General features: G+C 35.9%; 18 protein-coding genes. 11 read left to right on the forward strand and 7 right to left on the reverse strand.

All coding sequences use genetic code 11. The annotated features are described in order from the left end of the window. Positions 1-300: 300 nt before the first annotated feature. Entirely contained in the window at positions 301-2,157 is a 1,857-nt protein-coding gene (locus tag JL001_RS16560; RefSeq protein ID WP_200978105.1) for a 7TM-DISM domain-containing protein, read from the reverse strand. A 548-nt stretch (positions 2,158-2,705) separates the two neighbouring features. Between JL001_RS16560 and JL001_RS16565 the strand changes: the two genes are divergently transcribed. The 6 genes from JL001_RS16565 to JL001_RS16590 all read left to right on the forward strand — a co-directional run bounded on the left by JL001_RS16565 (position 2,706) and on the right by JL001_RS16590 (position 8,607). Beyond that, complete coding sequence (locus tag JL001_RS16565) at positions 2,706-3,833, forward strand: endo-1,4-beta-xylanase (RefSeq protein ID WP_200978107.1); 1,128 nt, start codon at positions 2,706-2,708, stop codon at positions 3,831-3,833. A 53-nt stretch (positions 3,834-3,886) separates the two neighbouring features. Further along, positions 3,887-4,990 carry a glycoside hydrolase family 43 protein gene (locus tag JL001_RS16570; protein WP_200978109.1) on the forward strand — a complete coding sequence of 368 codons (1,104 nt, stop codon included), beginning with the start codon at positions 3,887-3,889 and terminating at the stop codon, positions 4,988-4,990. 103 nt (positions 4,991-5,093) lie between these two features. Continuing rightward, positions 5,094-5,930, forward strand: a complete 837-nt coding sequence (locus JL001_RS16575; protein ID WP_200978111.1) for an esterase family protein — start codon at positions 5,094-5,096, stop codon at positions 5,928-5,930. A 275-nt stretch (positions 5,931-6,205) separates the two neighbouring features. Further along, positions 6,206-6,589 carry a hypothetical protein gene (locus JL001_RS16580; RefSeq protein ID WP_200978113.1) on the forward strand — a complete coding sequence of 128 codons (384 nt, stop codon included), beginning with the start codon at positions 6,206-6,208 and terminating at the stop codon, positions 6,587-6,589. A 758-nt stretch (positions 6,590-7,347) separates the two neighbouring features. Then, complete coding sequence (locus tag JL001_RS16585; RefSeq protein ID WP_200978116.1) at positions 7,348-8,421, forward strand: site-specific integrase; 1,074 nt, start codon at positions 7,348-7,350, stop codon at positions 8,419-8,421. A 3-nt stretch (positions 8,422-8,424) separates the two neighbouring features. Continuing rightward, entirely contained in the window at positions 8,425-8,607 is a 183-nt protein-coding gene (locus JL001_RS16590) for a tyrosine-type recombinase/integrase (RefSeq protein ID WP_255545463.1), read from the forward strand. Between the two features lie 475 nt (positions 8,608-9,082). Here JL001_RS16590 and JL001_RS16595 read toward each other — a convergent pair whose 3' ends face one another. The 4 genes from JL001_RS16595 to JL001_RS16610 form a co-directional block, all read right to left on the reverse strand. Then, complete coding sequence (locus JL001_RS16595; protein ID WP_200978120.1) at positions 9,083-9,997, reverse strand: IS1595 family transposase; 915 nt, start codon at positions 9,995-9,997, stop codon at positions 9,083-9,085. Positions 9,998-10,327: 330 nt separating this feature from the next. Beyond that, complete coding sequence (locus JL001_RS16600) at positions 10,328-11,719, reverse strand: DUF1593 domain-containing protein (protein WP_200978122.1); 1,392 nt, start codon at positions 11,717-11,719, stop codon at positions 10,328-10,330. A 77-nt stretch (positions 11,720-11,796) separates the two neighbouring features. Next, positions 11,797-13,185 carry a polysaccharide lyase family 1 protein gene (locus JL001_RS16605; protein WP_200978124.1) on the reverse strand — a complete coding sequence of 463 codons (1,389 nt, stop codon included), beginning with the start codon at positions 13,183-13,185 and terminating at the stop codon, positions 11,797-11,799. 43 nt (positions 13,186-13,228) lie between these two features. After that, on the reverse strand, positions 13,229-14,524 hold the full coding sequence (locus JL001_RS16610; RefSeq protein WP_200978126.1) for a nucleoside hydrolase-like domain-containing protein: 1,296 nt from the start codon (positions 14,522-14,524) through the stop codon (positions 13,229-13,231). A 121-nt stretch (positions 14,525-14,645) separates the two neighbouring features. Here JL001_RS16610 and JL001_RS16615 point away from each other — a divergent pair, with 121 nt between their 5' ends. After that, the gene (locus JL001_RS16615) at positions 14,646-15,488 is read left to right on the forward strand and encodes a helix-turn-helix domain-containing protein (RefSeq protein ID WP_200978128.1); all 843 of its coding nucleotides are present in this window, start codon (positions 14,646-14,648) and stop codon (positions 15,486-15,488) included. Positions 15,489-16,270: 782 nt separating this feature from the next. Here the strand turns inward: JL001_RS16615 and JL001_RS16620 are convergent. After that, positions 16,271-17,413: a Fic family protein gene (locus tag JL001_RS16620; RefSeq protein WP_200978130.1), complete on the reverse strand. Its 1,143-nt coding sequence runs from the start codon at positions 17,411-17,413 to the stop codon at positions 16,271-16,273. A 316-nt stretch (positions 17,414-17,729) separates the two neighbouring features. After that, entirely contained in the window at positions 17,730-18,002 is a 273-nt protein-coding gene (locus JL001_RS16625; protein WP_200978131.1) for a hypothetical protein, read from the reverse strand. A 1,468-nt stretch (positions 18,003-19,470) separates the two neighbouring features. Between JL001_RS16625 and JL001_RS16630 the strand changes: the two genes are divergently transcribed. From JL001_RS16630 to JL001_RS16645, 4 genes are all read left to right on the forward strand, one after another. Then, the gene (locus JL001_RS16630) at positions 19,471-20,454 is read left to right on the forward strand and encodes a GTP pyrophosphokinase family protein (RefSeq protein ID WP_200978133.1); all 984 of its coding nucleotides are present in this window, start codon (positions 19,471-19,473) and stop codon (positions 20,452-20,454) included. A gap of 995 nt (positions 20,455-21,449) precedes the next feature. Next, positions 21,450-22,394, forward strand: a complete 945-nt coding sequence (locus JL001_RS16635) for an acyl-CoA desaturase (protein WP_236252861.1) — start codon at positions 21,450-21,452, stop codon at positions 22,392-22,394. Between the two features lie 178 nt (positions 22,395-22,572). Next, entirely contained in the window at positions 22,573-22,764 is a 192-nt protein-coding gene (locus tag JL001_RS16640) for a cold-shock protein (RefSeq protein WP_200978135.1), read from the forward strand. A gap of 235 nt (positions 22,765-22,999) precedes the next feature. Then, positions 23,000-23,560 carry an AraC family transcriptional regulator gene (locus JL001_RS16645; RefSeq protein ID WP_200978137.1) on the forward strand — a complete coding sequence of 187 codons (561 nt, stop codon included), beginning with the start codon at positions 23,000-23,002 and terminating at the stop codon, positions 23,558-23,560. The last annotated feature ends 829 nt before the right edge of the window (positions 23,561-24,389 follow it).

A 24,389-nucleotide genomic window follows, 5' to 3' on the forward strand; every position in this document is an offset into this window, starting at 1 on the left:
GGTAAGACTTGCTCAAAAACCTTTCTTTTAAAATAATTTACCTCATAGTGAGTGACTAAAATTGGAAATATTTAATAGAAATAGTAATGCCTTTTCAATGTCGGCCTGAGTGGTATCGAAGGCTGACATTGAGTAATGGAAATAACCTTTCTTTCTGACACGCTAAATAGTAAAAAGCTACTTTTGTTTATTATTGGACATCCGTGCAAGGGAAATTTAACCTTATAAATAATTTCAGGAAATGAAGTGAAGTACCTTGGATTCAATTCAATCACATTTTCCGAAATGTTATAAATTTGTTCATTCCAAATGGACAAGCGCTAGTGTTTCCCAACCGCTGAGATCCTTATTGTGCCCCACCTTTTCCATTGCTTGGGAAATTTTATTTTTGAAGGCCCAGCAAGTTTCTCTCCTGAGATCCAAAATTTCAGAAAGTTCATTTAGTGTAAGCTCTACATCTTTCCGGTTGGACAGGTACAATATATAGAAAGCTTTTTCAATGGGAAATTTCAATTTGTGAAATAATGTATCCACTGTCGGTGACTCGAAGTAATTGCAATTTTTACATCTTCTTCCATGATTAGGCGCCTCAGCGTATTTGTTGTAGCCACACTTTTTACAGATATACTTATGCTTCCACTTCAGTTCTGATAGAAATTGCAGGCAACTATCTTTGTCGGGGAAGACATTTTTGAAACTTTCAAAATCCAAACCTTTCATCAAAGCCAGGTTCTTGGTAACTTCTTCCATGTTGGTCCGAAGTTGCTCATTATTTTTCCTGAGATAGTCATTGATTTGATTGACTTGAATGTTCAACTCTTGCAACTTTAAATTAGTGGTCTGAAGCTGTACATTTTTATTGGCCAAGTCTGTTGCCATATTTTCAATCTTCTCGGTCCTTTCCTTGACTTTTTGCTGGAGTTTATTGTTAAGTTCATCGGCTAGTCTGTTTTTCTCCTCCAATGCCAATGTCCTTTCCTCACTGACAGTTTGATATTGATCTTGAAGAAATTTGATTTGATTGAATATGGAAAGAGAAAAGAGTACCACTTCCATAAAGATTACAGGATGAACAAAATACCAATTGATAACTTGATCCTCAAACAACGCGAAGACTATTGTATGGCTGTTGATTATGATCAAAAATAAACAGGCATTTGCAAAAATATATGACCAGGAATAGATCTTAGACCTTAGCAGCAGTCTTAACCCTATACAAAATGGGACCAGCATGATAAATATCGTTAGACCTATATACAAACGACCCTCTATATGAAAAAAGGAGTCTTGGGTAAAAAAAAGTAAGCCTTTTAGGATAATAGCAATGATAGTTGCCTTTAACATCAATTGGCTCGCGGAATATTTTTGGACAAACCTGTTCGAAAAAAGTAAAGTTGCTATGACCACTGCAAATTGGGTGATATTTCCCTTGGTCCAGTAGTTGAGGTTAGGATAGTTAGGCCATAAATACTGGAAGCCCAAGCCATCCCTTCCAAATGAAAACCAGATACAGGCCAATATTAGCCCGGCAAAATATAAGTATAAAGTATCCTTAAGTTTATAGACGAGATATAAATTGAATACAAGGATAAGTGCTAGTACACCGTAGTAAATTCCTAGAAAATAATATTCATTGAGCGTGTGTTCTATAAATTTCTCATTCGTTCGTAAATGTAAATTAAAGGCAAGTGGATAACTTCTTCTTACTTTGAAGTAATAAGTTTTTTGTTCTCCCGGCCTGAGGTCAAGCAGGTAATTAAAATTTTTATGTTTAATGTTTCTTTGGCCGAAAGGAAAATCATACCCTGATGTATTGACTGCATATGTACCATCAGGGTTGGGAAAATAAAAAGTGAATTGGTTAATATCAAAGCCCCATGATTCAAAATACCAGGAATGATCTTGGACTATGTCATTGTTTTTGACGATAAGCCTAAGCCATACATCATGCTCTAAATTGTCATATAATATATTATTATATAGTATAGGCCGGAATGCACCATTAAAATTATTTTCAGCTATTTGGTTTACAGTCAAATCGTTGTTGGGATCGACTAAAAAATCCATATACTCAATAATATTATCATAATCTTCTCCTCCTTTAATTACAAAAGTTTTTTCTCCCATGGCAAAGCACGGAGAGGAAATGAATAGCATTGATTTTATCAAGAACAGATAGATGAAACTGGCTCTTAAAGTTCCTTTTTTCACAGTAGGTATATAATCGGTTATTTTAAAGCTTTATTGCTAGGTCAATTAAATAGTATTTGAATATATAAAATTATATGTTCTCGTCTCGAAATTACCAAAGCCCAAACTGAAAATAACTTGTTTTTAAGTCAAAACAAAAAGATTAAAACTATCACAAATTAAAACTTTTTTAATTTTAATTAACTGAATATCAGGTGTTTTATTTAAGTGCAATTAAATTTACGCTTAAGTAAATGCTAACAGAATAAATATCAAGCCATATCTTCACTTTTGGTGGTGCTAAATGGAATTTGCAATTGAAATTCAAATATGGATAATTGTTATTTAACCGAATAAATAATTGTAATTACCTGATTTTCAGTGTTTTGTAGTTTATGTTGATACTTTTTAATTAAATATTCACTCTTTACATTTGTTTTGTCAGATGTGTTTAATTCGATTATTCATATTGGCAAATTAATAATACCCGAAACATAATCTAACTTTTGATTAGGATGCATACTTTCCTATTGACATATGTCCTCGCTTTCATATCCATACTGGATATGGATTTTTATGAACATTCAGACAGTTCATTTTCTATTTGGCAAACCTTTGCACATGATTTTAAAATTGGTGCCGCTTTGAATGGAAGAGATGTTATGGGGAATGACCCCATCGTAAAGAATACACTCTTAAAACATTTCAACAGTATTAGTCCCGAAAATCTATTGAAGTGGCAATCTGTTCACCCTGCCCCTGGAAACTATAATTTCAACCCTTCTGATGCCTTTGTAAATTTAGGTAAGGAGCTTAATGCCTTTATTATTGGTCATACGTTGGTTTGGCACAATCAAACACCAAGCTGGGTATTTATAAATGAATCAGGTGAATTTTTGGATAGGGAAGGACTTACCAAACGCATGGAGGACCATATCAGCACTGTTTTGGGCAGGTACAAAGGGAGCATAAACGGTTGGGATGTAGTCAATGAAGCTTTTACCGATAATGGGACATATAGAAAATCACATTGGTATAACATTATAGGCCAAGATTTTATACCAAAAGCTTTTAAAAAGGCTCATGAGGTAGATCCTGATGCTGAGCTTTATTATAATGATTATAACCTGTGGAAGCCAGAAAAAATCGATGCTGCAGTGGCAATGGCCGCTTCTTTAAAGGAACAGGGAATACGCATTGATGGAATTGGAATGCAAGGACATTATGGACTAACATCTCCTTCATTGGAGCAGATTGAGGCTTCTATCTTAAAAATTGCTGATCTGGGCCTTAAAGTAATGATAACAGAATTGGATATCGATGTGTTGCCTAATCCAACCAATAGGCGGGGGGCCGATATCGATGATAATTTCGAATACGAAAAGCAATATGATCCCTATCAAGAGGGTTTCCCAGAAGAAATACGTGAAGCACTGGCTCAACGATATTACGATCTTTTTGCCTTATTCGAAAAGCATAAAGAGGTGGTAACAAGAGTGACGCTTTGGGGGATCAGGGATCAAGACAGTTGGTTGAATAACTGGCCCATTCGAGGAAGAACTGCCTATCCTTTGCTTTTTGAAAATGATTATAGACTTAAATCAGAAATAGAGTTGCAGTTTAGAAAATTCGATGATAAGTGATCAGTTCGTGCTCAAATAATAATTTATTGTCAATTATAAACCCTATCACCCTAATGAAATACAACATCGTAATTACCGTGTTTATGGCAAATTTCCTGTTAATGGCTTGTAATTCTAGCCGTCAAGAAAATGATCAACAGGAAAGTGACAGTACAGAAACTGATACCATTAGTTATCTAAACCAACCCTTGGTTGAAGGTTTGTACAGCGCTGATCCCTCAGCACATGTTTTTAATGGAAAAATCTATATTTATCCCTCACATGATGTAGAATCAGATACAAAAGAAGATGATTCCGGGGCACAATATGACATGAAAGATTATCATGTTTTTTCCATGTCCAACCCGGGGAGTACAGTGACTGACCATGGCCTTGCATTGGACATTGAGGATGTGAAATGGGCCAAAAGACAAATGTGGGCACCAGATGCAGCCCAGAAAAATGACAGATATTTCCTTTACTTTCCGGCCAAGGATGAGGATGATATTTTCAGGCTTGGAGTAGCCGTATCAGAAAGCCCAGAAGGACCTTTCAAAGCAGAACCGGAACCAATTTCCGGGAGTTTTAGTATGGATCCTGCCGTATTCGAAGATACAGACGGGAAGCACTATATATATTGGGGCGGTATTTGGGGAGGCCAATTGCAAAAATGGAGAACTGGTGAATACCTATCAACAGGAGATAGCCCATATGATGATGAGCCCTCTGATGAAGAGCCAGCAATTTCACCTCGAGTAGCTATCTTAAAAGACAACATGTTGGAGTTTGGTGAAAGTCCAAGAAAAGTATTGATTCTTGACGAGTCTGGGGAGCCTATAAAGGCCGGAAATCATGATAAAAGGTTTTTTGAAGCCTCTTGGGTCCACAAAAATAATGGAACCTATTATTTCTCCTATTCCACTGGCGATACCCATAAAATAGTTTATGCTACCGGGGATAACCCTTATGGTCCATTTACTTACCGTGGAGTGATTCTTCATCCGGTTCAGGGCTGGACCAACCATCATTCCATTGTGAAATTTGAGGAGGAATGGTATTTATTTTACCATGATACACAGCTATCTGGAAAGAACTACCTAAGAAATATAAAAATGACCAAATTAGTTCATAATCCTGATGGTTCTATACAAGAAATCAAACCTTACACTTTAAAATAAATAGTAGTTTCATGATAAGGTGTTTGGTGATGGAAGTACGGTTCCAGTATGATAGAACCTTTATTGCTTAGTCAATTATAGTTAACATAGATACCCAAAGAATATGAAAACAGCGTTACTGACAGGAATTTTTACTGCGATGGGCTTAGTTATTAGTTCTTTGAGAGCTAGGGAAAAGGAAATGGTTGAGGAGGCTCCCATCGGTTTTGATATAGTGGTGGGTGGTCCCAGAGGTGAGATCAGGACAATGAAATACTTCTCCAATACAACAAATTCACTTCGAAAAGCATTGGTTTACACTCCCCCAGGTTATGATGAAAAGAAGAGCTACCCGGTTTTGTACTTATTACATGGTATTAGAGGTGATGAATATGCTTGGTTTATCAATGGCCAAGCTAACACTATCTTGGATAATTTGATCAATCAGGGGAAGGCCAAACCAATGATCCTTATTTTTCCCAATGGTCGAGCAATGAAAAATGACAGGCCTTTAGGCAATCTTTTTAAAGCAGATAAAATCAAGGGGTTTAAAAGGTTTGAAAAGGAATTGGTGGTTGACTTAATTAATGAGACGGAATCCAGGTTCGGTGTTTCTTCAAGAGCACAGGATCGAGCCATTGCTGGAGCCTGTATGGGAGCAGGACAATCCATGAATATTGCTTTGGGAAATCAGCATCTGTTTTCTTGGATTGGAGCTTTTAATTCAGCTCCAAACTTTGATTTAACCAATATAGATAAATCATCACCAGGAAATTTAAGAACAAATCCAATTTATATAAGCTGTGGAGAAAATGATAAAAGTAAAAGGATTTCAGATGCCATTAGTGAATATCTTTTAGTCAACCAAATTGAATATATATATAGTTTTAGAAAAGGAGGCTATGGTTATCAATCTTGGAAAAATGATCTTTATTGGTTTGCGCAACTTTTGTTTAAGTAATACATAAAATATTAAAGTCTGCATAATCTTGTAAGGTATATAATAAGGATTTAAGAATCCCTACAGGGTTTAATGGTTTTATAAAATGCTATAATTTATTTCATAATTTATAGGGGTTTACTAATCTAAAAAAGCCGGAAGGGATTCTTTTCCGGTTTTTTTTAATCTTCATTACGCCGTAGGGTCAAATGAAATATCTTCTATTGAGTTTGAAATAGTATATATAGTATGTTAGTTTATTGAGGTCAATTAAGGTTAACTAAAAAATTCAGATTATGGATAGCCAAATTTTTGGAGGGTTAAAAATTCTTAAAGAGAATGGTGTAAAAACTAGATGGTTTAACAGTAGATTTCAGCTAAATGAAGAAATAAATAAAGGAGAAGAAGAATTGTATTTCTCATTCCCTGAAAATTCAGGTGCACCTATTATTGAAGTTTACTTTTCCAAAGAGTCTTCCTTGCTAGTAGTTCAAAAGAATTCTAATGAGATCAAGGTATTATTTAAGCTAGTTAAAGGAAAGGATTTGGTTGATGTGAATTTTTCCATTTTACGGCTTATTGATGAAGCAGACAGAAAATTGGAAAAACCATTAAATGGAGTAATGGATTGGGAAAGGAAAGTGATTACAGAAATAATTGAATTTAATAAGGACAGCTAGAAGGCTGTCTTTTTTATTTTAAAGGAAGTGTCAATATTAAAATAGTACAATAAATATATAGGTATTTAGTGTGGGAACTTGAGTTTTATTCATCCATAAAATGGCCAAGAATTTTGGTGTCAAAATGAGAAATGTACAATTTAAATAAGTTGGATTTTTGAGGATATGATGGGAAGAAATTGGCGAATTTTGAGTAAAATTATAGAGACGAGAAAAATTTTTTTAAAGAAAAATAAACTTTGTGACTTATTTGTGAATAGAAAAATAAAACTCCTTGTAGACAGTTGTAAATCACTGGTTTGTAAGTGGTTAAGTGGGGCTGGCGGTACGTGGATCGAACTCTTTTTTGGATGAGATGGAAATAATAGAGAAGCTTGTGGTTTTGGGGGAGTTTGGAGAGGAGTCACTATAGTTTGTAAGTAAGTGGCTCTCCCTTTGCCCTATTTTTTGATAAGATTTTGGTTCTCCATTTCAGTGATAGTTTCGTAAGTTTTGGTGTTTTTCAATCCTAATAAGTTATCAGCCTCTTTCTTTGAGATTTTTCCTTTTTCAAGTAAATATATAGGGTGGCTCAGTTGGGCTCGAACTAAGTACCTTCTGATTAACAGTCTGATCTTGGCATCTTTTATGTTTATTGTTTATTTTTAAATCATTGTATTTCAGTGATTTAAATAAATTAAATCACTAGTTTATTTACGTATTTTAGTACTTAATTTTGTAGTTTTTTTGCAAATATTTTGCAAATTTTAAAAATGTATATGTCAGACAGTAAGAGAGTTAAATCAGAAAAGCAGGTTATTTTGTCTCTGGATTTAGATAATAGGCGAAAAAAATCCAATGGATTATACCCCTTAAAGATTCGAATTTATAATACCGCTACCCAAAAGAACAGGTACTATAGCACAGGGTATGATATGGATTTATTGACCTATAAGAAGGTTTTTGAATCTTCTAAGCCCAAAAGAAGGGAGCGAGAGATAAGGGAAGAAGTAGAAGCCCTTCTATTAGAATACAAGGCCATTGCTCAAGATATTGATGATTTTACCTTTGATACTTTTGAAGAAAAACTGTTTAAGCCTAAAGGGGAGTCTCAGGATATCTTTTATCAATATAAAATGAAAATTGAGGAACTGGACGCCCAGAAAAAGATTGGCACCAAGTCCAATTATAACTGCAGCTTAAAATCTATAAAGCAATTTTTATCAGAGAACAAGTCACGTGTGCCAAAGCGATTGTACTTTTCTGAAGTTACACCAAGGTTTCTAAAACGCTATGAACAATGGATGATCGATAAAGGAAATTCAAGATCAACCGTCGGCATTTATCTTAGACCATTAAGGCATCTTTTCAATATAGCAAAACCATCTAATTATCCATTCGGCAAAGATGGGTATAGCATCCCAAAAGGTAGAAACAAGAAAAAGGCTATCAATAAGGAGGGGCTAAAGATCCTATTTGAGACACCGCCTGAGAACGAGTTCCAAGAAAAAGCCAAGGACTTTTGGTTCTTCTCCTATCTCTGTAAAGGGATGAATATGAAGGATATTCTGTATTTAAAATGGAGCCAAGTCAAACCCAAATGTCTGGAATTTATCCGGGAAAAGACGAAAGATACTACTGATGCCCAAATTGTTATCCGTGTTCCACTATCAACAGTTTCTAAGCATGTGATCAATAAATATGGAAGTGAGCAAAAAGGCAAAGACGATTTTGTATTTCCTGTTCTCAATCATACTATGAACGAGGAAGAAAAATTTAAAGCCAAGCAAAATTTTACAAGGTTGATCAACCAGCATATGAGGCGGTTTGCCAATCATGCGGGTTTCGAATAGGAAATAAGTACCTATTGGGCCAGACACAGTTTTGCAACCATGGCAATCAGAAAAAATGCCTCTATTGAATATGTTGGAGAATCCTTAGGGCATTCCGATATTCGAACTACAAAATCATATATTGATAGTATTATGGACGAAGAAAGTGATCAGAAAATGATAGACGGGATGATGGATTTTGACTGATCTAGATTTCTACTATATATAGTGTTTTAGAAGGCCCACCTGAACTATTAAATAACACTGGAAAACAGCGATTTACGAAAAAAGGAGGAACAAATAGGGGACAGGTTCATTTTGGTTTTAAAGCTCCAAATTTATTTGAATCGTATTATTTAAAATCGTATCTAATTGCCAAATAAACCCATTTTTCGATTTGAATTTTTGAATAATCTTTTTTCTTTTTGATGCAAAAAGCAGAAAATCGACCTATTTGAAGGTGGACAAATTTTAGAAAACGAACCTTTGATTTAGAATTGAATTTATTTGCATGTTTTAGAATATAATTTCCACCTCGTATAATTCGTACAGTACGAGAGGGGTACGAGCCGTACGAGGTGTACGAATTTAGGCCTGTTCTTAGGGACTTCTTTTAAAGAAACTACCAAATAATTTTAGTTTAAAACAAAGGCCTCTATGTTCTTCATTTTTGTTAATATGATTATCCGCAATGATGCCAGTAAGGATAAATAGCAGCAATGATGAGTCTGTCAAATAGTTTTTGACCGAAATATCTTCTGTTGAGCTTATAACAAAACTCATCAAGATAGTTTTGCATCATTCTTTCACTTATCATATGGTATGTCTGCAGGTGTTTTTTTAAGTTACTAATAGCAATGTGTACCCATTTGAGGTTGAAGAGCCCCTTTTCGGTTCCCGAGATCTCCTTGACATGCACATCTATACAATCACTCAGGTCTGAGAAGGTGGTGCTCATATCTGTTTGAAGCACGGAGTTTGGATCAATAAATTCCTTGACCAAATTCTGGGCTGTTTTCGCCTCCAGGTTCTTTATCTTCTTCATCTTAAAATATCTACAGCTTTTGTCGGACTTGCCCGTTTCAAGGTCTTCCAAAACCGTTGATTCGGCCATTACGGACACAATCGACCGTTTTTGGCTGCCCCTGCCTCTTTTGAGTTTGCGTGGGTTTTTCGTTGCTTTGCCCACAAAGGCCTCGTCATACTCCACCATGTCCGCAAGACTGTAAAGATCATCGCGTTTCCCCATGACCTTGCGGAGTTTATGGTACATCCTGAAAACCGGTTCATATCGTTTCTGGCCCAACAGTCTTTGCAGTTCCAAAGCGCTGAACCCCTTCTTGGTGGCTGTGAGGAAGGTCATGGCCAACAACCAGGTCCTTATCGGAAGGTTGCTGCATTCCATGACAGTACCGCTTTTGATACTTGTTCGGAAGCTGCAGCAAGAACATTGAAAGGACTTCTTGTTTGCCAACCAATAATGCTTGGTAACTTTGCATCTTTTGCAGATGATACCTGCTTGGCTCCTTTTATGCATAATAAACTCGATACAGGAAGATTCGTCAGGAAACCGATTGATGAAGTTGATAATGTTCATGGTCAAAACCGTTTGTCTTGACCTAATTTATTGAGAGTAATAACTCAACTGAAGCAATTGACACCAACTGTCAATATTAATTTATTTGGCTACTGGTGCTATTGCGGATATACATAATAGATTAAATCATTTATCTTTAAAAGATATAATAGTAGGCTAAACCTTCAAATTTATGGTCGATTTTCAGATTATTTTGAAATAGGCAAAACTCTTACTACCCACTATTATTTGTCAGATATTCAACTTCGCTAATTTCTTTTTTTGCTATGCTCAATCGAGAAATACAGGATTGTTTCCCAATTTCACACCGGAACTTTCCTCATCAATTATTCACTTCACCTCAACGATGATTCTTTTGTAACTAGTTAATTTTGGTGAGCCATTATCAGTCACTTCGCAGATGATATGGGTGGTCTTGCCGGAGGAATCACTTGGAAGATCAATTTTAATATGATTGGAGTCACTATTCTGGATCTTTATCTCACCTTTATAAGTACTTGCCTCAGGGATAATCCACCATTTGAAACTCAGTTCATCGCCTTCTGGATCGTAAGATCTGGATGCATCTAAATTTATAGTTTGGCGTTTCTTTGCCTTCACTCTTAGCAACTCTATGCCCTCCATTTTATTTATTACCACAATTGGGTTGCGGTTTCCTTTCCCTTCACTTGCCCAGTCCATTCTGGCAGCGAAATTGTTATAGATTGCAGGGTAGAAGTAGCTTTCGTATTTCCTGGATATATCAACTTCCGGTGCTTGAAAGTTAGTAAAAGCTTGTGTTTCCTGATCTTCACTAATTCCCTTTTCGAAATATCCTCCCCAACCTACTTGGGAAGGAACCATTGGGTCGTTCAAACCATTTGGCATCAGATGTAAAAAAGCAGGTGTATCACCTTCTACGCCGTATTTATATTTGGGATAGACTTTACCCAGATTTCCATGAGACTGTATATCCACTTCATATTTTTCCCAATTACTTTTACCTGTTCCATTCTGATATTTCCAAGCAGATTCATCCCAGATAAAGAGTAAATCATCAGAAAACTCCCTTCTCATCCATTGGTGTGAGCTAATCGCAAAATCAGTTTTTTGATCTCTATCCTGATCGGTGATCGCATAGGTTGGGATTTTTTGAAGAAATGTCCTCAGTTCTGATTCTGATCTTGTTTGCTGCACTTTCCAGATAGCTTGGGCTAAGGTATTTCCTCCACCCCAAACAGTAATCCAAAGAGGGCGCTGATCCGACTCATCTGCAAGTTCGATGATCAATTCACTTCCTTCTGAATTGTTGTCCGCTCCAATAAATTGCTGACCTCGGTTTTTGCTGCCAAATACAGTAATGCTTCGCAAATAGTCCGGACTTGGCCAGTAACCTATGCTTTGATTTGATTCATCGGCAAGAAAGCCTTGTTGATTTGATCGCTTCATCAAGTTTGGAAGATCCTTTTCATAAGCGTCTATTGCATCATGGATCAAGTCCATGAAATCATCCCGGGTTTTATCGAGACTCCAACCTGTAGTGAAAATCAAGCCCTCGATTTCATATAAATCTGCGTGGACAAGCAATCTGACTAAAGATTCACTATCATCGGTTTCCCAAGTGGAAACATCCGTCAATACAACAATTCTCGGCTTTGGTATAGCTTTCTTTTGATCTTGCTGGGCAAAAGCATAGCAGGAAATAATAGACGCAAAGAAAAGAGCGAGAATTGATTTTTTCATTAAACTAAGGGTATGACTCAACGAGCTAAGGCGCATTATAAATAATTTTGGGGTTTGATTTATATGGTCCGGATTTTTTACTTGATTGAATTCAAATAATCCTCCAACATGGTAAAACCTCCTTTAATAAGATTTCTATCAGCAGGATCTGAAGGATTAAGACCATTTGCTATTTCCCATTGATCTGGCATCCCATCATGATCGGAGTCTTTAGGAGCCGGTAAACTCTTGAGTTCAGGCCATCCTCCTACATCGTTTTGGGAATCAATGATTCCTGATTTCTTTAAAGGATCGATCAAGGAGTGATCCTTTTTATAAGTTGCTCCTTCATACGTCGTAGATCCTCCTTTTGTCTCGTTGACAATCCTGATATCCACTTCATCTCGTTTTGGCAGGATAGCGCCGGCGTTTGCTAATACCAATTCAAAAGCTTCTTCGGCCTTTTGTTGGTTTATGGGCATGGCATCCCACGGTTCATTTAGCTTCACAAATTTTAAGTTTTCTTCCCCTCCTTGAGGCTGCACTCCGCCTTCCCAATTGTTGGCAGTCACTTTCTCATTGCCCATCATGACATTCTCAGCAATATACCATTTTCCAAAATCACTCGTAGTATCCCGCATATTAGGGTTGGCAAGTCTATATCGAACTTCTCCCGTCTCGGTAGCGGGCCCTGGTTTATAGTAGTTTGCGACCATATTGATCGTCGAAAATGCATACTTCGGATTATTTACCTGTTGGTTTTCTCCTCCATAAGTGCTGTTGTATCCCCAGTTATAGACCACATTATTTCTATAATCTGTAAAGCCAGACCCTGATGCCATTCTAGGGTTACGACTACCATGATGAGCGAAAAGATTATGGTGATAGCTACCGTAGTTGGATCCCCAAATTCCACCAAAACCATGAGCTCCTTTGATATGGTTGGAATCATGCATGCTCTCCGAAATTATACTCCATTGTACAGTAATACTGTCGCAATGGTATATGGACATAGTTTCATCCACACTCCAGCTTGCAGAAATATGGTCTAAAATAATGTGTTTGGTATATCTACTTGAAACAGCATCTGTGTCCTCTCCGGATTCGTTACCGAGTCTTACTCTTATATACCGAATGATCACATGATCGGCATCGATCATCAGAGGAAATTTTTTGAGGCAAACCCCATCTCCAGGAGCTGTTTGACCAGCTATGGTGATATAGGGATTTTTGATTCGAAGTGGACTTTCCAATTCTATCGTGCCTGAAACTCTAAAGACGATTGTTCTGGGTCCATTAGCATCAACCGCAGCTCTCAAGCTCCCTTCACCGCTATCATTCAAATTTGTAACTTCATAAACCGCTCCTCCACGGCCACCTTTGGAAAATTTCCCATAGCCTTCTGCTGTAGGAAAGGCTAGTTGCTGAGATAATGCTGAGGTAAAAGCTAACACGCTTAATACCGCTAGTAAAATGGTAGTTTTCATTTGTTGGGTCTAATGTTAATTTCTTGATTTGAACTAGTTAGGATTATTTCGTTAGCCATTTCCACCTTTCTGCCCAGTCCGTTAAAAACTCCTTCCTGAATTTTGAGATGGTCTTGGCGCCTTGCTGATCTTCGATAAAAAGAGCTTTATCTACTTTGTCACTATACCAATTTGCACCTACTTGGTAATCATCTGATGAAGTTTTTCCCGGCCAAGGAAAAGTGCTGATGTAATTTCCTTCCAAACCGTCCAATTCAGCTATAGCGCTACTGGATTTATAATACCCTTTTTCGGGTTTTTTAGATGAATATTTAATTCCATAAATACCATTACCTAAATAATATCCAGGCCAAGTCTGATTTTGAATTTCCATTTCGAACACGACAGAATCCTCGCGAATCTTCAGTTCAGGCCCTTCAAATCTCCACTCAATAGTTCCATAGGCTGCCACAGTATCTTCTAATGAACTTCCTCCTAGAAATACATTTCTTGAACTGCGATTGATCTTTTCAAAACTTCCACCCCAGCTTTTTCCGGTAGGTTCGTTTGGGTCACCGTTCATAAGATAAACCAGTGAAGGAGTGTCGCCCATTTTGATATTTCCATCATAATACTTGATAAAATCCTGGCCCATGGCTCCTCGACCATCAATGTAGTTTTTGTAAAAGGCGTCTCCTTTTAGATCCTCTGGCGAATCCTCATCCATAAACCATCCTCTGTAGGTGGAATTTGCCTCTATCATCCAAAGGTCAGGATGATATTCAGCTATATAGGAATAGGCATTGATACTCCACTTTTTATTGGGGCCGCCTATCCAATACACTCTGATATTTTCTTTGATTTCGGGAGCATCATGAAGTGCCTGTGCAAGATCTTCAATCCCTCCCCAAACAAGTACCCATAGCGGTTGCTCACTTTCTTTTTTTGCACATTTTATAATCCATTCTGAACCTTCCGTAGGAGTAGTATAACCTCTAAAAGGTGCGGCATCTTTTCCCCCTTGCTTGGTAATGGATCTTAGGGATATTGGAGTTGGAAATTCTGGAGAATGTCTTTGGAGTTGAGTATAATCTATTTCATATAGATCTATCATATTCTGAAAATCCTTGGTGCTGCCTTCTCCATAAGGTGATGAAATCAAGCCTTCGATCTGGAATTGATCTGCATACATCAATAGGTGAATCATCGATTGAAAATCATCGGGATCTGTTCCACCTATATCTGAGCTGATCAATACCCTTGGCCTAAGAACTTTTTTCTCATGCTCCTTGCAGCCAAATAAGGAAGCAAAAAACAGGATCACTATTAAACCTGATATACTTCGACTTTTCAATTTCATTCTTTGGGTTTACCTATTGACTCTTTGGTTGATATTTTAACCTAACTCATGAAATGTAAAATTATTCTCGTATTTACAGAAAAACTACCTACATTTCTGTACAAACCTATCAAAATCCTAGATGATAAATACTTTCGATGAAAGCCGAAATGAGTTTAAACCTTATGGATTGACTTGTGAGCTATGGTCTCCAAGCATAATGAGAAAGCCTGATAGGCACAATGAAATTGAAATAAACTATTTCCCGGAAATTGGCATTACTTATCTTATTCAAGGAAATAAAGTAGTTGTTCCACCTAAAAAACTGACTGTTTTTTGGGGGCTTATTCCCCATCAAATTATTGATTTCACTAATGATAAGCCATATTACGTCTGCACGGTACCATTCTCACTTTTTTTGGAATGGAAGCTTTCTGTTCCTTTTGTGGATAAGCTGCTGAAAGGTGACGTGCTATTTGAAGCTTCAAAGGAGCGTTCGAAGTACGATGAGTATCTTTTCAAAAACTGGCTGGCAGATATCAATGTAAATGAAGCTGCAGAAGTTGCGTTGCTCGAAATACATGCAAGATTGAGAAGAATGTCTATAGGCAATTTCTCCTCTGAAAAAAAGGAATACACATCACTTCAATCCAATGAAATCAGTCAGGTTGAACGGATTGCTATTTTTATTGCTCAAAATTATTCGGATCCTATCAAAGTATCTTCAATTGGTCAGGCTGTGGGTTTGCATCCTGACCATGCTAATTCGATTTTCAAGAGGACATTTGGAAGTACGCTAAGCGAATACATCACCGAGGAAAGAATCTCTCATGCGCAGAGGAAGTTGGTAGCGACAGACAAAAGCATCACAGATATCGCTTTTGATTGTGGTTTCAATTCTATCAGTCGCTTTAATGCAGCTTTTCTGAAAATCAATGGGTGTACACCAAGAGAATTTAGGAAGAGGTATTTATTGAACAGATAACAATAAATCTTCCTATTAAAAAAAAAGTAAGATGGGGACAAATAGATGAACAGGTTTAATTTGCTTTTACAATTTTAAATTGATTTGATACTCTTGATTTTGAACTTCTTCAATGTGGTTTTAAACTCCGCATAATCTTTTTTTGTATTTCTCTTTTTTTAAACGATCTTTTTCCAAGTAACTCCTTAGTCTCCAAATCTGATCTAGGCGGAAGAAGAGGTAGATTGTTATTAGCTTGATATTTATTGAAGTCGTTCATAACGAGAGTAACTTTTACACTTGAGTTTTATTCGGAGGTAAAAACACTGATTATTTACCCTTGTTTTGACATGAAAGGTAAGTTTTACTCTTGTTTTTGGTAACCGCAACACAGGCTCCAATACTTGTTTATGAATCTGGATGTTTTGGTAAAACACTGTCAGGTTTTTGATTGCAACAATGTTTCTCAAAGCTTATTGATCAATGGACGCTTAAAAATATTGATGAGTTTTCATTTTGAAAACTCATCTTAGCCATTTTGTCTCACTTGCTTCAAATGACATCAGCAATTGAATTGTGCACACAGTGTGCGCATTTTTCCGTCTACTATTTTTCGTAAGGTACGAGGGAAATGGTTCCTGCAATGCTTTCAAGAAAATTTAAACGCTTGTTCATGCTTTTAACTCCATTCGCAAAGTAGTCTACCCTGCTGGACTATTAACCGACTGCATAATATGCGCCGAATTAACCAAGAGGTTCACAGCCTGTCAAACATACTTGCAGGAAATTGTCCTGTGTTAGGTTTAGGAGTGGGATTCTCCTTTGCCTACCCGATTACCAGCTGGCATTCCTATCAATTCATAATTGGTGCTTCTTCCTCCTGCTGCTTCTTTTTGCAAGATCCCTTTCTCAATAAGGTCGTTGATATCCCTAACTGCTGAATCTTTAGAGCACTTTGCAATCTTTGCCCATTTGGACGAGGTTAATTTCCCGTCAAAACCATCCATTAGCCTATTCAATAATTTCCTTTGTCGGTCGTTTATTGGAGTATCTATGTGCTTCCGCCAAAAATCCGCTTTGAACAGAACTTTTGAAAGTATTAAATCCGTGGACCTTAAAGCGTTGATCAAACAGTTTAAAAACCAAACCATCCAATCAGTTATATCCAAATTCCCCTTTTGCGTTTTTTCCAATATCTCATAATACTGCTTTCTTTCCAACCGGACCTGGGCAGACATACTGTAAAAACGTTGGTTACTTTTGTCAGCTTGCGCCAACAGCATATCCGTCAATGCTCTGGTAATTCTTCCATTTCCATCTTCAAAAGGGTGGATGGTTACAAACCATAAATGGGCGATTGCTGCTTTCATTACCAAGTCCATTTTACTGTTATTGAACCAATCTAGAAATCGGGTCATTTCTTTTTCAACCAGGTTGGAATCAGGCGCTTGAAAGTGAACCCTTTCTTTCCCCATTGCCCCGGATACTACCTGCATAGGCCCAGTAGTATCTTTTCTCCAATCTGCTACGGTAATTTTGTACATCCCACTTCTTCCTGTGGGAAACAATGCAGCATGCCAGTCAAAAAGCCTGTCAGCCGTTAATGGGTCAAAGCATCTCTGGGTAGCGTCAAGCATCATTTCTACTACTCCTTCTACACTTCTGTCAGCATCCACCGCTCCTGCTATTTCCATTCCCAATCTACGGGCAATTGATGAACGCACTTGGTCAGGGTCAAGGAATTCGCCTTCTATCTCCGATGATTTTAATACATCAAGGGTCAATGTATCAAGTAGCGCCTCATTTCTCAAATCGAAGCCTAATGTTTCCATTTTCCCAATAAGTCTACCCTGTAAATTTCTTGCCTCACTTAACAGGTCCAGGAAGTCATTACTGTTCCAGGTAAATTCCGGCCAATTATCTTTTTGATGTATAAAAGCTTTCATTCAATGCACTGTTTGCAACGAAAATAACCTTTATTCGACGCAAACCAAAATTAATCGTTGCTTATTTTGCATCAAATAGCATCCTTATTCGTTGCAGGGTCGTCTCTTTTGCTATTGACTGATGTTTTTTATGGTTGACCAAAAAGAAAAACTAGGCCTGAAATAGCAGTTTACAAATAATAGAACATTAACATTTGAAAAACTCATGCTAAAATTCTTGTTCTATTCATATGGATTTGGAATCCAGGTGAAAAAAGGGACAAAAAAGGGGACAGGTTCATTTTGGTTTTATGGCTCTAAATTTATTTGAATCGTATTATTTAAAATCGGCTCCAATTGTCAAATAAATCCATTTTTCAATTCGAATTTTTGAATGGTCTTTTTTTTTGATGTAAAAAGCAGAAAATCGACCTACTTGAAGATGGACAAATTTCAGGAAACGAACCTTTGATTTAGAATTGAATTCATTTGCATGTTTTTGAATATTATTTCCACCTCGTAAAATTCGTACTGTACGAGGGGTACGAGCCGTGCGAAGTGTACGAATCATAGATTGTGTTAAAGAAAATTTTAATATGCATTTTTTCATGGTTACCATCCAGTTCCTAATAGAGACCATAATGGTCAACAGGATTTGAGCTTCGTAAACCTAAAGAGTTCTCACATATTGAAAAAGGGGTGAACGTATTATGATGTGGAAACTGGAAGACGAGAAAAAGACTGGAGACATTGTTCTCCCAACTCTGTGACCAGTTTATGATCCTAAGAAATTAAGCCCAATCATTCCTCGGCTTCAAAACCAGAATCCTTGTCAAAATACCTGCCTAACCTTGAAGAGTATTCCGAGCCATAGTATACCAGTGTTTCAAGGCACTGTAACATACTGGTAGATTATGGATTTCATATTCCTGAAAAGTATAGAAGTATAGATACTCTCTCAACTACTGTACTTGACTAAGCTTATCCCATTCAAGATTCGTTTCTTATGGGAGGATATTTTATTAAATTCAATATTTATATCATAAAATTTGTTTTATAAGACACATTAAAAGCTCTATATACTGACAAGGCAGCTTAATTCAGAACCTTTTACGGTTTCTTAACGAATATAATACGCCATTAACTAGAAGATTTGATACTTATGTAATGTTTAGGTTTTCTGGCACTATCCATGTTATAATTAGTCAATCAAGTTTGAGTAGATTTCAGATAATATAAGAAAAAAAATAGGAGAAAGTGGAGCCAGATTTAATTGAAACCACTCTTAAATTCTACAGGGAACAATGCAATTATAATAGAATAAATATGCTAAATAAATTTAATAAAGGACCATGAACAACGGATACTTCAAATACTATAAATCAAGTGTTCTAGTAAGTTTACTAGTGATACTTGGAATCAGTCTATTCTTGGCAAAAGATTATTGGGGTTTGTCATTTTCAATAATTTCTGTGATCACGAGTCTTTTATTTTTCATTGACAAGTGGTTATGGAAAACTAGATTATTCTCTTGGATGTTTTGGATTGAAGACTTTTCAGGACGGTACGAGGGCCATCTTGAATATGAGTAAAGAGATGATAAATGTGTAGTAAAAAAAGGGGAAACTGAAACATGTTAAAATAATTCACCAAACTGGGAGCAAAATCACTGTTTTTTCATTCACTCAAAAACCAGATGGTACTCCATCTTCAGTTTCTGAAAGTTTAGGTTTGCATGTAGATAAACAAATGGAGATAAACATTTTGAATTAATTTACTCCTATTTAAACCAAGGTAGTACAGAGCAAAATTTTTCACCGCATTATGGTGTAAGTCTTCAGACCAAAATGAACTGTTTACTTTTAAAACAATCCATTTAACAGGGAGAGTGTCCCAATTTGAATGATTTATAAGATAAAAATGAATAAAAGCATTCTTTTTTGCCCAATGCCTTGTAAAGGTGTCTATGAGGTTTTGTTATAAATTTACCTACCTTGTTAGGGAAGGTGTTATATGCTCTAAAATCTTTATAATGTATTTTGTTTTAAACATGGAATATTAAGTATAAGTACCGTCGCATGAACGAGATTGAGAAGAATATACAAGAATTCAAAATTTGGCATGAAACACAATTACCGTATCATAATGCCGCAGTTAACTTCTTTTGCCAACTAATTGATGCTATACCTAAAGTTCAGTTGGTCAAAGGAAGAACAAAAAGTTACGAGGAATGCATAAGTAAATTCACAAGGAAGTATTTGCCATATATTGACAAAAAGGAAAAAGACGTAAAAATCAGTTATTACCTAACAGATTTAATTGGTATTCGTGCTGTTTGTTTTTATGCCGAAGAAGTGTATGAAATAAGGCGTGACCTTAGAAAGTACTTCAAAGAGCTAGAAATAACTGATAAGTCAAGCCAATTAGAAAAGACTGAGGATAAATTTGGTTACAAAAGTTTGCACCTTCAATTGGTATTGAAGCGAGGACTGAAAGGTATTGATGATGTGGATAGGTTTAAAAATATTCAAATTGAGCTTCAAATTCGAACAGTTATACAGGACGCTTGGAGTGTATTGGATCATAAAATTAAATACAAAAAAAGCATACCACAGAGTTTGAAAAGAAGAATTAATAGGCTTTCAGCACTTTTTGAAATCGCAGATGAAGAATTTTCAAATATTCAAAAAGAAATTTCGAAAGAAGAAAATAAAATAAACAATAGGCTGAAAAAAGGAGGGCGTATAGAAACGCTTAAAGTGCTGGATGTATTTAGGTTCTTATTTGTTGCATTGAAATATTTTCCTCATTATGATTTTGCAGAATACAAGGTTGATAGTTTTGTCCAAGAAATCCTATTATTGAAAAGTGATTTTACAGAAGGTGCCTTAAATGAAGCCTTGAAAGAAAACCTTTTGTATGTTGATACGATCGAAAAAAGGATAAATCAGCATTTGAACCCATATACTAAAATTCGCTACTGTTTGTATAAGTCCAATATTGAAAGCTTTAAACCAATTTTATCAGTGCACCAACAAGGTATATTTAATGCCTTAGGTTAAGAAGTTGATATAAGAGATAATTGAAACTTAAATTTGGTTAAAGAAGTTTTCTCCCTGTAAGATTGGAGTGATTCTTTTTCAAGCAGCATTGATAATACCTTATTTACGAAATTCTTGTTATTAATAATACTAGACAAGAACCTATAAGGTTTATTGAAAGGAAATTTCAGGCGCTTGTCAATATGTATTGTTATTTCTCCCGCATTTTTTTATTTTTTTCCACCAGAACACTATTAGGGACGAATTCTCTCTCGAAATAAACTAACTCTTTTTTTTCTGGAAATTCAACTATTTTACAATAATAGATCTGGTCAATATATCTTCTTATAATCAGTTTTAAACTAGGATTGACCTTAGCGTATACTATATCGCCTGGATTATAACTGTTTTGTACGAATTGTTTACTCATGATTCATTTTTTTATTATTACTAAAGTTTAGGCTTTTAAATATAAATCTGTTATAAAGTGATTGGTTAATCTTACATGAATCACACATTTAGAATATATGAGAATTTCTGATATTCTTTTTGGGTAATGCTTCAGTTAAAGATATTTATTGACTGATTTGAAAATAATAGGAACCTCTTTTTAGAAACAAAAGATAGTAATTCAATATATTTCACTATCTTTACTGAATAAGATAAAAGGCAAATTTCAAAAATATTTTTGATCGCCTTGATTAGTGATGGCAATATAAGTGCCTGAGTAGCATTTCAAGAGTTTTCCCCTTCAATCGGCTTTAATTCTTTTCTCTACTTTTAATTCATAGTTGGCATTAGGTTGCAATTTGAATTAAGTCTGCAAATCGTATTTTACTAGGAAGCCGAAATTTCATAATTATTACCTAAATACTCTTTATATCAAAAACATTAGATTTTCGGAATCAGTATTGTCTGATTTCTCCATTACCCTTCGTGGCCGCGTTAATTCCTATTTTAAAACAGCCAAAAAATCCAGGTTTGGAAATCTGGAAATGGTCCTCAAAACCTTCTTTATGTTAGGGTTTTATTTTACCCCTATCCTAATAGTGATTTTGGGATTGGTTAATGAAAGCTGGCAGTTGATCCTGTGTTTCGTCTTAAGTGGTTTTGGAATGGCCGGTATTGGCATGGGAGTTATGCATGATGCTATCCATGGGACCTATTCAAAAAACAGAAAAATAAATAAATTATTGAGTTATAGTCTGAATATGGTTGGGGCAAACGCAACCGTGTGGAAGATTCAACATAATGTTCTTCATCATTCATATACCAATATTGATGAAGGAGATGATGACCTCAATGTTCCGTTATTCCTTCGATTTTCACCCCATGCAAAGAAAAATTGCTTCCATGCCTATCAGCATTGGTACACTTGGTTTTTTTATTGTTTGTCTACTTTATCATGGGTAACATCAAAGGATTTTATAAGGCTTGATAGGTATTATAAAATGGGCTTGCTGAAAGGAAAGCATATTTATCTCAATACTTTGTTTAAGATGGTGGCCTGGAAAATGGTTTATTATACATTCATTCTCCTTCTACCCATTCTGTTTTCACCTTTTGGCGCAGGAGAAATCCTGCTGGCATTCTTGCTGCTTCATTTTGTAACTGGATTATGCATTTCATTGGTGTTTCAGACAGCCCATATTATGCCCGAAGTATCATTTCCAATAATGAATAAAGATGGGGAGGTAAAAGGAGAAAGGATAATCCACCAATTGCTGACGACCTGCAATTATTCAGAAAAGAACCGAGTGTTTTCTTGGCTAATTGGGGGGCTGAATTACCAAGTAGAGCATCATTTGTTTCCGGATGTTTGTCATGTACACTATCATAAAATAGCTCCTATAGTGAGGGAAACAGCAGCAGAATATCAGTTGCCCTATTATTCAAAGGTGTCATTTTGGGATGCCTTAAAGTCCCATTTCAAAATGCTCCGTTGGCTGGGAAATAGTTAGTACGATAAGAATGAAAACATGAAATTAAATTTTATCAAAATATCATAAGGGTGGAATTTTGTAAATATGATTACCTACGAGTATAAGCTGATGTATATCATCTGAGTATGCACTATTTGGTTTTCACGAAACCCTTTGACTAAAACTAAATTAATAACAAATCAAAATTCAACAAAACATGAATGAAGGAACAGTAAAATTCTATAACGATTCCAAAGGCTACGGCTTTATTACCTCGACTGATAATGGAGAGGATATTTTCGTCCACCAAAGTGGATTGATAGATGAGATACAGGAAAATGATGAGGTAAAATTTGAGGTAGAACAAGGTAGAAAGGGCTTGAATGCGGTCAGGGTTGAACGAATTTAAATGACCAATTATCGCGGTTATCGTCCTTGATGATAAATAATTAAAGGTCTTGCTTACTTGAACTATTCAAGGGTGCATGACCTTTTTTATATGGAAGTCCAGAATAAAAAGTAGAGGCATCTTGAAAAATGAGATAAGGCAAGACCGGCATCATTTTGAAGTGCAAAGTTTTAATCTTCATTTATAACCAGTCAATTTCAGTATCCGTTACTTAAAAGGAAACAATTGAAAAAAAATGAAACTCTATATCAAATATATGGTTAGCCTCAGATGCAAAATGATGGTTAAAGAAGAACTTAAAAAATTAGGGTTTCAATATTTTTCTGTCGAATTGGGTACGGTAGATCTTCGTGAGGAAATTTCAGAGGAGCAACGAAAGGAATTTGCCAAGAATTTGTTGAGATCCGGCTTGGAGTTGTTGGAGGATAAAAGGAGTATACTTATCGGAAAAATAAAGAATTTAATAATTGAAATGGTCCATTATGAAGATGAATTGCCTAAAACTAATTATTCAGATTATATAAGTGAGAAACTGGGCTATGATTATACCTACTTGGCAAATACTTTTTCAGAGGTAAAAGGAGTAACCATACAGCAGTTTATTATTCTTCATAAGATCGAAAGGGTCAAGGAATTGCTATTGTATGACGAGCTAAGTCTTTCGGAAATTTCATATAAACTACATTATAGTAGTGCCGCCCATCTTTCCAATCAATTTAAAAAAGTTACAGGTCTTACTCCTTCTTATTACAAAAAGTTGAAGAAGAAACGGAATCAGAACTTGGAGAATTTGTAAATCTGTATATCCGCTATTTCACCAGTATATTTTACCCTTCAAAACATTCTCTCAAAAACAGCACAGATCTCACAGAAATGATTGTTTAAACCTTTCTACTGGCCCAGATAGGACCATGGAGGACAGGCAGTGGGAAATCAGGTTACTGGTGTGAAAATGGTCCATATTAATGAATATAACATTTTTAATATTGCTCCTTTAACCCGTATTTACCCCCTAGTTTAGCCGTGTTTATCCCGTGTTTTAGCCGTGTTGCTCTTATCAGAGGCTTAGGCTAGTCTACACCTTAAGTCCTAGAAAAGCATGGGGACATACCTTTCAATATTTTGGTTGTAAGAAGCTTAGGAATCCTTCTATACCTCATCGCGATAAGCCAATATTTTTACAACTATTAAGGAGCTTGATGGCATTTTCCATTCCGAAGAGAGATGATCCCCCCTTATCTTTTAACAGATTATGAGTCCATAAAATGTTTTTAAATTTTAGAGGGTTCGATTATTTGTTGTTTATAAAATGAATTTATCCACTTAGATCTGTCAAACTATTTTAATCAATGAAGATAAATGGGAAGGATGTGTGATATGTGTAAGTTTATTTTTTTTACTGTAAGGTTTATTTTGTGAGATATCTTTAGATTTCTTGGTAAGATATTCTTATCTACTAAAATCAAATAAGATGACTAAGGAAAAAAATAGTAAATCGAAATCAGACAAAAAGCAGCCGGTGAGAAATTTAAAAGAAAAGCGGGCCGCTAAGGAAGCAAAAAGAAGGGAAAAAGAGAAAAAAGATTAGTTTGCCTCATCTCCTATAAATCAAGCCTTGTGAATGA

The organism is Echinicola sp. 20G (assembly GCF_015533855.1).
GTDB lineage: Bacteria > Bacteroidota > Bacteroidia > Cytophagales > Cyclobacteriaceae > Echinicola.

Bases quoted from the DNA above. Each gene is read 5' to 3' on its own strand.
- JL001_RS16625 (WP_200978131.1), bottom strand. From the start codon at position 18,002: ATGAAAAAATGCATATTAAAATTTTCTTTAACACAATCTATGATTCGT.
- JL001_RS16635 (WP_236252861.1), top strand. From the start codon at position 21,450: ATGTTAGGGTTTTATTTTACCCCTATCCTAATAGTGATTTTGGGATTG.
- JL001_RS16640 (WP_200978135.1), top strand. From the start codon at position 22,573: ATGAATGAAGGAACAGTAAAATTCTATAACGATTCCAAAGGCTACGGC.
- JL001_RS16570 (WP_200978109.1), top strand. From the start codon at position 3,887: ATGAAATACAACATCGTAATTACCGTGTTTATGGCAAATTTCCTGTTA.
- JL001_RS16600 (WP_200978122.1), bottom strand. From the start codon at position 11,719: ATGAAAAAATCAATTCTCGCTCTTTTCTTTGCGTCTATTATTTCCTGC.
- JL001_RS16605 (WP_200978124.1), bottom strand. From the start codon at position 13,185: ATGAAAACTACCATTTTACTAGCGGTATTAAGCGTGTTAGCTTTTACC.
- JL001_RS16620 (WP_200978130.1), bottom strand. From the start codon at position 17,413: ATGAAAGCTTTTATACATCAAAAAGATAATTGGCCGGAATTTACCTGG.
- JL001_RS16630 (WP_200978133.1), top strand. From the start codon at position 19,471: ATGAACGAGATTGAGAAGAATATACAAGAATTCAAAATTTGGCATGAA.
- JL001_RS16610 (WP_200978126.1), bottom strand. From the start codon at position 14,524: ATGAAATTGAAAAGTCGAAGTATATCAGGTTTAATAGTGATCCTGTTT.
- JL001_RS16580 (WP_200978113.1), top strand. From the start codon at position 6,206: ATGGATAGCCAAATTTTTGGAGGGTTAAAAATTCTTAAAGAGAATGGT.
- JL001_RS16575 (WP_200978111.1), top strand. From the start codon at position 5,094: ATGAAAACAGCGTTACTGACAGGAATTTTTACTGCGATGGGCTTAGTT.
- JL001_RS16565 (WP_200978107.1), top strand. From the start codon at position 2,706: ATGCATACTTTCCTATTGACATATGTCCTCGCTTTCATATCCATACTG.
- JL001_RS16615 (WP_200978128.1), top strand. From the start codon at position 14,646: ATGATAAATACTTTCGATGAAAGCCGAAATGAGTTTAAACCTTATGGA.
- JL001_RS16560 (WP_200978105.1), bottom strand. From the start codon at position 2,157: ATGCTATTCATTTCCTCTCCGTGCTTTGCCATGGGAGAAAAAACTTTT.
- JL001_RS16595 (WP_200978120.1), bottom strand. From the start codon at position 9,997: ATGAACATTATCAACTTCATCAATCGGTTTCCTGACGAATCTTCCTGT.
- JL001_RS16645 (WP_200978137.1), top strand. From the start codon at position 23,000: ATGAAACTCTATATCAAATATATGGTTAGCCTCAGATGCAAAATGATG.
- JL001_RS16585 (WP_200978116.1), top strand. From the start codon at position 7,348: ATGTCAGACAGTAAGAGAGTTAAATCAGAAAAGCAGGTTATTTTGTCT.